This is a genomic window from Megamonas sp. Calf98-2, from assembly GCF_900110235.1.
Taxonomy (GTDB): Bacteria; Bacillota; Negativicutes; order Selenomonadales; family Selenomonadaceae; genus Megamonas; species Megamonas funiformis.
Map to the genome: position 1 here is coordinate 40,049 of NZ_FOCY01000017.1, position 12,534 is coordinate 52,582.

The window sequence follows — 12,534 nt, forward strand, 5'->3', positions numbered from 1 at the left end:
CTATAAAGAAGATTATTCCTTGAAAATACAGCGATAGGAAAGATTTTCTTTATAGCTTAGATTTATTTTTTAGATGTAATATGGGGAAGGGGCGGTTATCACTATCTACAGGTGAATGTTTAAAAATAGTAAAACCTTGTCGTAAATAAAATTTTAGAGCTTTAGGATTTTGTTTATTTACATCAACATATTTAATTTGATAATCTTGTATGGCTGTGGAAATCATTTTATAGCCGATACCTTGTTGAAAATAATCAGGACTTAAAAATAACATCTCTAATTTATCGTCAGCAATTCCAGCAAAACCGATAGGCGTATCATCATCTGTAAATGATACGAGTAAAATCGGAATTTGTTTTAATCCTATGACTACTTGAGGCAAAATATCTTTTATATCTTGAGGAGAAAGAAATAAATGTGTAGCATCAACTGATTTTTGCCAAATAATTGTCAACTTATGTATGAGTGTTTCATTTCGCAAAGAGTAATCTATTTCTTTTAGATACATAATGAAACTCCTTTCGCTAAGGTGATAAATATATTTTAATTTATTATAGATTATATTTGAAGGCTTTTAGAAGAATTGATATAATAAAGCATAATATTTTATTTGTAGTTTTAAAGAAAAGGACGAAGAAAATGAGAGAATTTACAAAAATAAAAATTACGCCTAAAGGAGAACGTTCTGTAAAACATGGTCATCCATGGGTTTTTGGTGATGAAGTAATTGACATTGATGGCACTTATGAAAATGGCGATTTAGTTGATGTACTTACAAATAAAGGCAAATACCTAGGTACAGGTTTTATCAATGATAATTCTAAAATTCGCATAAGAATTATTTCCACAAATGCTAATGATAAGTTTGATGAAGCATTTTGGGAACGTCGCGTGCGTTATGCTATTGATTATCGCCGTCAAGTAATGGGTGAAGACTTCAACTGCTGTCGTTTGATTTTTGGTGAAGCAGATAGTTTCCCTGGACTTACAATTGACCGTTTTGAAGATGTATTAGTAGCACAAGTTTTATCTTTAGGTATCGAAGTTCGCAAAGATGTTATTTTTAGCAAAGTAATTGAAATTATGCGTGAATATGGCGAAGAAATAAATTGCTTTTATGAACGCAATGATGTTAAAATCCGCAAACTTGAAGGCATGGAAGAATACAAAGGATTTTATAAACATCCATTATTAGATGAAAGTAAGGAACGTACAACTTTAGTCATCACTGAAAATAATATTAAATATAATGTTGATGTAGAAAACGGACAAAAAACAGGCTTTTTTTTAGACCAAAAATACAATCGTAGAGCTGTAGCTCATTTGGTAAAAGGCAGAAAAGTATTAGATTGCTTCACTCATACAGGAGCATTTGCTTTAAATGCTGCTAGTGGCGGTGCATTATCTGTAACAGCTGTGGATATTTCTCAAGAAGCAGTAGATATGACTACTAAAAATATTGAGATGAATGGGCTTGATAATGCAAAAGCGATTAAAGCTGATGTATTTAATTTATTAACAAAACTTATTGAAGAAAAAAATAAAGATTATGATTTTATCATCTTAGATCCACCAGCATTTACAAAGTCTCATGCGACTGTAACAAATGCTTATCGTGGATATAAAGATATCAATTTGCGTGCAATGAAATTATTGCCACGTGGCGGATATTTAGCAACTTGTTCTTGCTCTCATTTCATGAAAGAAGATTTATTCTTAAAAATGTTAAATGAAGCAGCAAGTGATGCCAAAGTAACACTTCGTCAGATTGAAGCACGTCAGCAATCTCCTGACCACCCAATTGTATTTGGTATCCCAGAAACTTATTATCTTAAATTCTATTTATTCCAGATCGTATAGTTAGAAGAGAGGCAAATATTTTTGATATTTGCCTCTTTACTATATAATAACTATTTAGAGGTGTAAATAATTGTATTTACGACATTTTAATGAAAATGATTATCTTGAATTGACAAAATATTATATGCCTAATTTAAAAGAAGAACAATTTAAACAGATAATAAGAGAATGGAATTTATTGAAACATAAAAATAAATTTTTTGAGATATTTGCTATTGTAGAAAATAGACAGATAGTGGGTATGATATCATTATATCAACATACTAGTACTGTAGTTAGTGAAGGAGTAGAAATTTTTAAACCATTTAGGAATAAAGGATTAGCAACTAAAAGTATACTGTTAATACAAAATATAGCTAAATTTTATGGATATAAGGTAATTACTGCTCAAGTAGCTAGAAAGAATATAGCTAGTATAAAACTTCACAAAAAGTTAGAATTTGAAATATATCATGAATTTATTTCTCTAAAAGAAAATCGGCAATTATTATTTATAAAAACCTTATAAATCAATAATGCGGATTTCATTGCCATGAGGTAGTAATAGATTATATAAATCTTCAAATTTTAAAAATACAGTGGCTGTATTTTCCATAGGATGCATACCTATTGTTTGATTTTGTAATTCACTGTCAAATATCATTAAGATATTTTTATCTTTGTTATTTAATATGGCAAGTGGTGTAACGCTACCAGGTTTTACTTCTAGCATTTGTTCCATGGCTTCTTGTTTTGCAAAACTAAGACGTTTGCTAGGAATTTTTTCACTTAATTCTTTGAGGTTGATATTTTTATGCACAAATAAAGAAACAAGATAGAAGTTTTTCTTTTTAGCATCACATAAAAATAGATTGCGAATGACCTTTTCACGATTAGGAAGATTGGATTTATCGCCTTCCTCTACAGAAAATATAGGTTCATGTTCATATTTAGTAAAAGGTATTTGTTTATCAGTAAGATATTGTAAGATTTCAGTCTTATTCAAAATAAAATCTCCTTTAATTGAATTTAGATATAAAAAAGCTGTAATAATTGAGTATTTTCTCAAATTATTACAGTTTTTTTGTCATATCGTGCCAAACTTAAAAGTTTTAGTAGGATATATAGCTTAGAACATAGAAAACATCAAATGTTACGGTTAAATAAAAAGTTATAGAATATCTATAATAAAAATAAATATTCAAAAACAATAAATGTTATGGTTAAAAATATAAACGTACTAAATATTATATCGTGTATATATTCTTTTTACAATATTGTTTAAGTAAATAAAAAAATTTACTTAACTATCTATATTTAAAACTCTATAATAAAATTAAATTGAACATAAAAAGAGGAGATAATATATTAACTTTAATTTTTGAAAAAATATTAGATATAATTATTAACATCAATGTGTATATTAATGTTAATTTCTAGTTTTTGACAATGGTAAGAGAAATAATGTTTAAAATATTTCTCTTACTTAAATTAATATATTATTGAAATATAAATTATGGAAGGAGAAATTCAATGAAGATCTATCAAATTCGCCTAAAATTATTTCTTTTAGAGGATATAGCTGCAAATAAGATTCAAGAAAAGATAACAGCTTTTATTGATTCGGGTTTTAAAGCTGATGAAGAGTGGTTAAATTTTCATGAACAGAATAGTTACAAAAATTATTGTTATGACCAATTATTTCCATTAGAAAAAGATAAACTTTATAAGAAAGAGAAAATTTATACTTTGACTATACGTACAGTTGATTTAGAATTAGCAAAGTATTTTAAATTAGTATGTGTGGATAATCATACTAAAGAAATTAAAGGATTAGTAGCTGAGATTAGAGTGTTGCCAAAGAAATTATTAGAAACAGTGTATACGCTTACGCCTATGATTATAAAAACAGAAAAAGGTTATTGGAAAGAAGCTATAAGTTTTGCAGAATTTGAGCAAAGATTAAAAGTTAATTTAATCAAAAAATGGAATGCTTATCATCAAGAAAAAATTGATGAAGATTTTGACTTATACACTGTGATAGAACTTAAAAATAAAAAGCCAGTTGCTATGGAATATAAAAGTATAAAATTATTGGGCGATAAAGTTCAAATACAAGTGGCAGATAATAAGCGTGCTCAGGATTTGTGGTATTTCGCTTTAGGTGTTGGTCTGGGGGAAATGAACGCTCGTGGCTGTGGATTTTTGAATTATCGTTGGTTATAACTTTATTTAAAAGAAAGGAGGAATTTTATGTTTGAAGAATGTTTAGAAGTATTTAAAAGAGAATTAGACTATGATAATAATCTTATCTTGGACGAATATATACCAGCAGATGGTTCTTATATAATTGTAGATGCTGAAGGTAAGATAAAAAATTATCAAGATATAAAACTTGATAAAAAAAAGAGAGGAACAAGTGAGGCTGTAGTAAAAGGTAGTTATTTTAAAGAGATATGTTTTTATGATTATCATAGTAAATTGATTTCTATGAATAAGCCAATAGATAGCAAAGTAATTCATTCTAATAATTATTTATCATTTGCAGTGAAAAAAGAAAGTATTACTTCTAAATTAACAGAAGCAATTATTGATAATTATTATGATATTTTAAAAAATCCTTTAGAAAAAAAATATAAGAAATCTAAAGAAGCAAGTAAAATTTATCAAAATTTTGAGAAAGAATATTCTCCTGTAAATATAGAAATATTGGAAAAATGTAGAAGTTGGATAAAACAGCATATCTTTTCTATTGATAAATTAGTACAAATTGATTTAGGAAAAAAAGATTATCTTAAAATTTTCTTTGAAGTTTTTGAAGTGAATGAAGAAGATAATAAGAATAGAGAGTTATTTATTCAAGAAGACAATCGTTATATTTACCCTAATATTTATAATAAAAGTGAATATATTATTAATGTAAAAAAGAAGGTATATGAGGATACGTATGGATTACCTTACTATGGTATTAATATGAATCGTAAAAAACCATTTTTAAAAATAAAAACTAGAAAAACATTTATTCCTTATTTATTAGACATGGATAAAGCATTATTGCAGAAACAGTTTTTTGAATACCTAATGAGCTTAGCGGTTAATGGTAAGAATAATATTTATATAGATATAAAAAATTATAGAATTAGAGCTTATAGCGATCAAGATGAACGTAAGGACTTTTCAGAGATTTCTTCTGGATATTATTTACGTATTCAAAAGAGTAAGGAATTAGAAATTCAGGTTCAAGATAATATAGTAGATTATCAAAATAAATTGCTTTTGAATTTTTATTATCAAGATTTTTTCAAAATGAATGTAGAAAATTATCCAGAATATACAAAAGATATAGGTATTCACTCGAAAAGAACTAGTGTAGGAAGATTAATAAATGAAATATTTTTCTCAAAGTATTTATTGACTAATTATTTTACTGATGCAAGTGATATTAGTGTAAAAGATAGTGTTTTAAAAAGAACGATTGTTATGTATCGTAATGTCATTTTTGATTGGATATATAAAGGTATTGACGATAATTTTGAATTAGCAGAAAGACGATTTGCTTTAGATTTGATAAAAAATGCATTAATTAACAATTATACTTTGCGTGCGATGACTCAATTAAATTTGCATTGGTCATTTAAGGATTATTTTACTGAATTGAAACAACAAGGAGGAGAAAAAATGGCAGAAATAGCTACTGAAATTCGAGAAAGTATAAAAGAAAGGGTTACATCAAAAGAAGAGGTAAAAATGCCTATTAATGACAAGGAATATTATTATGCTGTAGGTCAGCTAGCGGCTTATTTTATATCATTAAGTAAAGCAGGTAAGAAATCTCAATCTATGATAAATCTTGTTATTAATATTAGCGATGATAGAGTATTGAAAGAACGATTGATACAGTTATATAAAAAATATAATTATGCGATAGACCATTATAATGTTAGATTTAAAAATTTATTTGCTATGATTTTGGGTTACAAGCCAGATGCTCAAGCAGATAGACAAACTAAAGACGAAATGATTTTATTTGGCTATATGGATAGTAATAGTATATATACAAAAAAAGAAGAAAATAATTGATTTTAGGAGGATATAAAAATGGAAAATAAAACTATGAACAAGCGAGTATATGGTATTTTAGGTATTTCTTCAATTATGGGAAATTGGAATGCAGATTTTTCTGGTTATCCAAAATCTACAACTGATGGTAACGTTTTTGGCAGTGATAAAGCATTAAAGTATCCAATGAAAAAAATGTGGGATAATGAAGGCAAAAAAGTAATTTATATTAAATCTTTAAATGAAAAATTAATTCCAAGAACATTGAAGGAACGTTATATAAAAGTTTTTGAAGATGAAGATTTAAAGGATGTAAAAAAAGTTCTGACTAATTTAATGGCTGCTGTAGATATAAAGAATTTTGGTGCAACTTTTGCGGAAGCTGGCTGTAATATTGCCATTACTGGTGCAGTACAAATTGGTCAAGGCTTTAATAAATATATTGATACTAATGCAGAAGAACAAGATATTTTATCTCCATTTAAAGATGCAAAAGCAAAAGAGAAAAATGAAGTAAAAGCAAAAGCTAAAGCTAAGGCAAATAATTTATCAGAAGATGATATTGAAGTAAAAGATGCTCAAAATTCTACATTGGGTACAAAAATAACAAGTAATGAAGCACATTATTTTTATCCATTTGTAATTAATCCACTTGCTTATAAAGAATTAGTAGATTTAGATGTTACAGAAGGTTATACAGAAGAAGATTATCAAAATTTTAAGCGTACAGCACTGGTATCTGCTACGGCATTTGCAACAAATTCTAAAGTAGGTTGTGAAAATGAATTTGCTGTATTTGTAGAAACGGAAAGTGATGCTTATTTACCTAATTTATCGGAATATGTAACTTTTGCTAAATGTGAAGATAAAAATATCATAGATTTGAAGAAATTGGCAAATATATTAAAGGATATGAGTCAGCAGATTAAATCTGTAGAAATTTATTACAATCCATATACTACAGAATTAACAAATGACGATATAAAAGCTGCTAAGCATTTTAATATTATAACCTCTAAAGAGGTGTAATAAATGGAAATCTTAAAATTTAAACTTAGTGGAAAGAATGCTTTTTTTAAAAAGCCTGAAGTGAATACGTACTGTTATTTCACTTATGGCAATATTCATAGAGTGGCTTTATTAGGTATTTTAGGGGCTATCTTAGGATATAAAGGTTATAGCCAAATGCAAGATATTTTGTCTAATAAAAAGAAAAAAGGAAAATTAGAGTCATCATATCCTGAATTTTATGAGAAACTAAAAGATTTGAAGATTGCTATTTTGCCTTTAAATCCTAAAGGTATTATTTCTAAAAAAATACAGACTTTTAATAATTCTGTTGGTTATGCTTCTGAAGAACAGGGCGGAAACTTGATAGTAAAAGAACAATGGCTTGAAAATCCTAAGTGGGAAATTTGTATTTTGTTAGATTGTGAGGAAGCTAAAAAAATCAAAGAGGCTATACAAAATCATAAATGTGAATTTTATCCATATTTAGGAACAAATGATCATTTTGCAGATATTGAGTATTTAGGTGTAGAAGAAGCAAAAACTATAGAAGATGAAATGTATAGAATAGATAGTTTTGTCTTTAATAGTGATGTAGATATATTAAATTTAGAAGAAGAGGAATTAAATGACTGGAAATCTCAAGGAAAGCCTACATCTAAGGGGAATTTTAAATATGAAGAAGCTTTGCCATATAAAATAAGTAAGATAACAAATAATTATGAACTTGAAAGATTTATTTATACTGGAAATTTAGTAGAGTTGGAGGAAGATAGAAGGGTATATTATATACAAGACAAAAATAAAAAAGAAATAGAAGATAAATATATTATATTTTATTAATTTAAGTATATTTAATTGATTAATAGAAACAAGTGTTGTAAATTTTGTTAGTTAGAAGGTGATTTAGATGGACTATAAAATTCTAAATGAGTTAATAGATAATGTAGATAAGTATAAAGCACATAAAAAATCTAAAAATGAAAAAGATGAAAAGGGAGAACAAATATATGAAACTTTGCTAGAACATACAAAAAGAACAGAAAAATATTTTGATAAATTTTGGCAATCGAAAAAATGTGATGATATTTTAGATAGATTTTGTAGTGTTTTATGGCAAGACAAAATGATAAAGAAAAAAGATATAGAAGAAGCTAAAATTATATTAAAAGAAATGATAGAGGCTATTCCTATTTTTCATGATTTGGGAAAAATAAATCCTAATTTTCAAATTGAAAAAATGGGTAATAAAGAAATTATTAGAGATGAAAATTTTATAGAAACAAAACATTCTTTTATTTCAGCAATAATATATTTATCTTATTTTAGAAATAAAATAGTAAATAAAGTAAAAGGAAGAAAAATAAAAGATTTACTTAAAGAATTTATATTGTATCATGCTTATATTATAGAAAGACATCATAGTGATATAGATAAAATTGGTAAATTTGTTGGAAAGATTAATTTTAAGGCAAATCCTGATACTGAACAAGCAATTAAAGCGTTACCTATTAGTAAATTAATAGAGGCTATAACTAAAAGTAAAATATATATGAAAGATTTATCTTTAAAGAAAGGTAGTACAGATAATCTGATTGCATCATTTGAAGATAAAAAGTTTATTAATAAAAATGATAAGAGGCGTAGTGAAAAACAAGGGATATATATTTGTATCTATATAAGATGGTTATATTCTTTATTAGTAGCAAGTGATTATTATGCGACTTCGGAATTTATGAATGGTGGCTCTTTTAATGAAGTTGATGATTTAAATAATATTCAAGATTGGATAAATGTTTATGAAAATACAGATTTAATGAAAAATATTCGTAAATATCAAAATGAAAATTATCCTATGTCTACGGAGAATTTAAATAAAGCTACAAATATAAATATATTACGTAGTGAAATTTTTTGTGAAGCTGAAGAACAAATAAAAAATAATTATCAAGAAAATATGTTTTATTTAGAGGCTCCAACAGGTAGTGGTAAAAGTAATACAGCAATGAATTTAAGTTTTAAATTGATGTCTTTAAATAAAGATTTATGTAAGATTTTTTGGATTTATCCTTTTAATACCTTAGTAGAACAAAATTTAGATACATTAGAAAATATTTTTGGAAAGAAAGAGAATATTATCTCAAGAATAGCTGTAATAAATTCATTAACACCAATAAAATTAAAACATGTAGATTGTAAAGGAAATATAATATCTGAAAATGATGAACCTGATGAGAATAACGAAAAAAATGTTTATAGGCAATCTTTGTTAGACAGGCAATTTTTGAATTATCCTATGATTTTATCAACACATGTTAGTTTATTTAATACTATATTTGGAGAAAGTCAACAAAATTTATTCGGTTTTTATCAGTTAATAAATAGTGTAATAGTATTAGATGAAATTCAAAGTTATAAAAATAGTATATGGACAGAAATAATATACTTTTTAAAATCATTGTCTAATTTATTCAATATGAAAATTATTATTATGTCAGCTACATTGCCTAATTTAGATAGATTATCTCAAGGTCAATCAAAGGCAATATTTTTACTAAAGAATTCTAATAAATTTTTTAAAACAGATTGTTTCAAAAATCGTGTTCAGTTGAATTATGATTTATTAGATACTAAAGTTGATGATAAATTTAATCAATTAAAGGAACATTTAAAAGAGCATTTAGATACAGATAAAAAGATTTTAATTGAATTTATAAAAAAACGAACAGCCAATGATTTTTGGTTATATCTAGTAGAAGATGAATACTTTAGAGAAAAAAATATAAAAATTGAGTATTTATCTGGAGATGATAGTTTAGCTGAACGTAAAAGAATTTTGGATAAAATAAAGCAAACAGAAGATACTATAGTTTTAATAGCAACACAAGTTATTGAAGCTGGCGTAGATATAGATATGGATATTGGTTATAAAAATATATCTAAATTGGATAGTGAAGAACAATTTATAGGTAGAATAAATCGTTCATGCAAAAGAAAGGGAATAACATATTTTTTCCAAATTGATAATGCTAAAGATATCTATAAAAATGATATTAGAGTAGATAGTGAATTTACGTTAGAAAAAGAAAATATGAGAGAAATTCTTATTAATAAAAATTTTGGTGATTATTATAATAAAATTTTAGATGTAACTAAAAATAATAATAAAGCCTATATTAAAGATTTTTTAGGATCTATAGCTGATTTAAACTATGAATATATAGATAAACATATGAAATTGATTGATGAAGATAAAAATATAGTACAGGTTTATTTAGCTAGAAAAATTATAGATATTAATGGTGATTTGGTAGATGGTAAAGAGATTTGGAAGCAATATGTAAATTTATGGAAAATGAAATGTTCTATGGATTATGCAGAGTGGAAAGTAAAAATGTCTATAATAACAAGTAAAATGAATTATTTTATATATCAAGTTAATAAATCAAACTTAGAGCTAAAAGAATATAATGATAAAATGGGCAACATAATTTATATAGAAGATGGTGATAAATATTTTACAAAAGATAAATTTAATAGAGAGATGTTACAAGGTGTTGGAGGTATAGATTTTATTTGAAATAAAGAAGGTATCAAAGATGAATGTGAACGGAACTTTGATAAATTATTATATTCATTGTCCTAGACAATGTTATTTATTTGGAAATCGGATAAATTTAGAAGATAATAGTGAAACGGTAAATATAGGTAGAATTCTTCATGAAGAACGAGCGGATAATGAAAATACAGAAATAGCCTTAGATAATATTAAATTAGATAAATTAACTAAAGAATATTTGACAGAAGTTAAAAAATCTGATGCAGATATTGAAGCTTGTAAATGGCAATTAATATTGTATTTGAAGATATTAAAAGATAAAGGAATTGTGCGGAAAGGAAAATTAGAATTTATTGAAAAGAAAAAGACTATTAAGAAGACGATGATTTTAGAATTAACTCCAGAGATAGAAATTATGTTAAAAAAACATGTAAAAGCCATTGATGAATTACTAAAATGTGATAAAGTACCACCAGTTTTAGGTAAAAGCAGTTGTAAAAAATGTGCTTATTATGAGTATTGTTATATTTAAAATTTTTGTTCGGAGAAAGACGTGATATTATGGGTAGTACAAAGTGTATTGCATCTATAGGTGAATTGAGTCGAAAAGATAATTCTTTATGTTTTAAAAATGAGAAAAAACATGTATATATTCCTGTAGAGAATGTTAAAGAAATATACTGTTTTAATGAAGTGAGTATCAATAGTAAATTATTGGATTTTTTAGCACAGAAAAATATAATAGTTCATTTCTTTAATTATTATGGCAATTATAGTGGGACTTTTTATCCAAGAAAAAAATATATGAGCGGAAAATTGTTAGTGAAGCAAGTTAATAAATTTAAAACAGATCGTTTGACTGTAGCAAGAGCAATTGTAAAAGGAATTGGTATTAATATTTATGAAGTGTTGTATCACTATTATAAGCATGATAAAAAAGAGGTAAAAGAAGTATTAGATTGGATAAAAACACAATTTTATTCAGCTGTAAATGAAGTAAAATCTATACCAGAATTAATGGCATTTGAAGGCGATTTGTGGCTTAGATTTTATAGTACATTTAAATATTTTTTACCTGAAGATTTTATTATGAATAAACGAGTAAAAAGACCACCAGATAATCCTATAAATGCATTGATATCTTTTGGCAATACTTTATTATATACAAAGACAATATCAGCTATTTACAGAACACATTTAGATCAACGAATAAGTTTTTTGCATGAGCCTTCAGAAGGAAGATTTTCTTTAAGTTTAGATGTAAGTGAAGTTTTTAAACCTGTTATTGTATTTAAAACTATTTTTGATTTAGTGAATAATAGAAAAATAAAAGTAGAAAATCATTTTGAGAGAAAAGTAAATTATTGCATATTAAATGAAGAAGGTAGAAACATATTTTTAAAAGCTTTTCAAAATCGTATGGAAATGGTAGTGCAACATCCCAAATTAAAGAAAAAGACATCATATCATTCAATGATAAAGATAGATTGTTATAAGTTAATAAAATTTATTATAGAAGATAAAGAATTTATACCATATTCATTGAAAGCAGGGTATTGATGAATGAGTAAAAAAATAAATTATAATTATGCTTTTTTATTTTACGATGTAAATGAAAAGCGAGTGCAAAAGGTATTTAAGATATGTAAAAAATATTTATCACATTTTCAAAACTCGGTATTTAGAGGAGAGATAACACCATCAAAATTAATGAAATTAAAATTGGAACTACAAAAAGTTATAGTAGATGAAGAAGATTTTGTTTGTATTATAAAATTAATGAATGATAATGTATTTGGTGAAGATATTTTAGGTAAAAAAGATATAGAAAATGGAGAAAGTTTGATTTTATAAACTAAATTTTACCAGGCATAAAAATAAGTATATGTATATAAACCCTTATAAATACAAGAGTTATAGCAAATTTCTTTCATTAAAGAAATAAATGCATTATGCCTGGTAATTTTTACTTAGAATGTTGAAATATCAAGGTTTTTGAGCTATATTATAAAATATAAAGCCTTTAAAAACGAGGGATTAACAGTAACAAAAGTTGTTTTTGAATAGGT

At 25.7% G+C, this 12,534-nt stretch carries 12 protein-coding genes; 10 read left to right on the forward strand and 2 right to left on the reverse strand.

Annotated elements, in window-relative coordinates; all coding sequences use genetic code 11:
- Window positions 1-49: 49 nt before the first annotated feature.
- A complete protein-coding gene (locus BMX03_RS06600; protein ID WP_255361430.1) occupies window positions 50-481 on the reverse strand; it encodes a GNAT family N-acetyltransferase in 432 nt (143 codons plus the stop codon).
- A gap of 158 nt (window positions 482-639) precedes the next feature.
- On the opposite strand from BMX03_RS06600, the gene BMX03_RS06605 reads away from it, so the two are divergent.
- Window positions 640-1,860, forward strand: a complete 1,221-nt coding sequence (locus BMX03_RS06605) for a class I SAM-dependent rRNA methyltransferase (protein WP_091694489.1) — start codon at window positions 640-642, stop codon at window positions 1,858-1,860.
- Between the two features lie 70 nt (window positions 1,861-1,930).
- Window positions 1,931-2,368 carry a GNAT family N-acetyltransferase gene (locus tag BMX03_RS06610; protein WP_091694491.1) on the forward strand — a complete coding sequence of 146 codons (438 nt, stop codon included), beginning with the start codon at window positions 1,931-1,933 and terminating at the stop codon, window positions 2,366-2,368.
- Here the strand turns inward: BMX03_RS06610 and BMX03_RS06615 are convergent.
- A complete protein-coding gene (locus BMX03_RS06615; protein WP_091694494.1) occupies window positions 2,363-2,845 on the reverse strand; it encodes a prolyl-tRNA synthetase associated domain-containing protein in 483 nt (160 codons plus the stop codon). The genes BMX03_RS06610 and BMX03_RS06615 overlap by 6 nt on opposite strands.
- 527 nt (window positions 2,846-3,372) lie before the next feature.
- Here BMX03_RS06615 and cas6 point away from each other — a divergent pair.
- From cas6 to cas2, 8 genes are all read left to right on the forward strand, one after another.
- Window positions 3,373-4,065, forward strand: a complete 693-nt coding sequence (cas6, locus tag BMX03_RS06620; protein WP_015562681.1) for a CRISPR-associated endoribonuclease Cas6 — start codon at window positions 3,373-3,375, stop codon at window positions 4,063-4,065.
- A gap of 27 nt (window positions 4,066-4,092) precedes the next feature.
- Window positions 4,093-5,919, forward strand: coding sequence for a hypothetical protein (locus BMX03_RS06625; protein WP_091694497.1), 1,827 nt, complete (start codon window positions 4,093-4,095; stop codon window positions 5,917-5,919).
- Between the two features lie 18 nt (window positions 5,920-5,937).
- Window positions 5,938-6,927, forward strand: coding sequence for a type I CRISPR-associated protein Cas7 (locus BMX03_RS06630; RefSeq protein ID WP_204920678.1), 990 nt, complete (start codon window positions 5,938-5,940; stop codon window positions 6,925-6,927).
- Between the two features lie 3 nt (window positions 6,928-6,930).
- Window positions 6,931-7,749: a type I-B CRISPR-associated protein Cas5b gene (gene cas5b / locus BMX03_RS06635; protein ID WP_091694499.1), complete on the forward strand. Its 819-nt coding sequence runs from the start codon at window positions 6,931-6,933 to the stop codon at window positions 7,747-7,749.
- A gap of 67 nt (window positions 7,750-7,816) precedes the next feature.
- The gene (locus BMX03_RS06640) at window positions 7,817-10,486 is read left to right on the forward strand and encodes a CRISPR-associated helicase/endonuclease Cas3 (RefSeq protein ID WP_075555280.1); all 2,670 of its coding nucleotides are present in this window, start codon (window positions 7,817-7,819) and stop codon (window positions 10,484-10,486) included.
- 19 nt (window positions 10,487-10,505) lie between these two features.
- On the forward strand, window positions 10,506-10,997 hold the full coding sequence (locus BMX03_RS06645) for a CRISPR-associated protein Cas4 (protein ID WP_075555281.1): 492 nt from the start codon (window positions 10,506-10,508) through the stop codon (window positions 10,995-10,997).
- Window positions 10,998-11,026: 29 nt separating this feature from the next.
- The gene (gene cas1b / locus BMX03_RS06650) at window positions 11,027-12,025 is read left to right on the forward strand and encodes a type I-B CRISPR-associated endonuclease Cas1b (RefSeq protein WP_075555493.1); all 999 of its coding nucleotides are present in this window, start codon (window positions 11,027-11,029) and stop codon (window positions 12,023-12,025) included.
- Between the two features lie 3 nt (window positions 12,026-12,028).
- A complete protein-coding gene (cas2, locus tag BMX03_RS06655) occupies window positions 12,029-12,319 on the forward strand; it encodes a CRISPR-associated endonuclease Cas2 (RefSeq protein ID WP_075555282.1) in 291 nt (96 codons plus the stop codon).
- The last annotated feature ends 215 nt before the right edge of the window (window positions 12,320-12,534 follow it).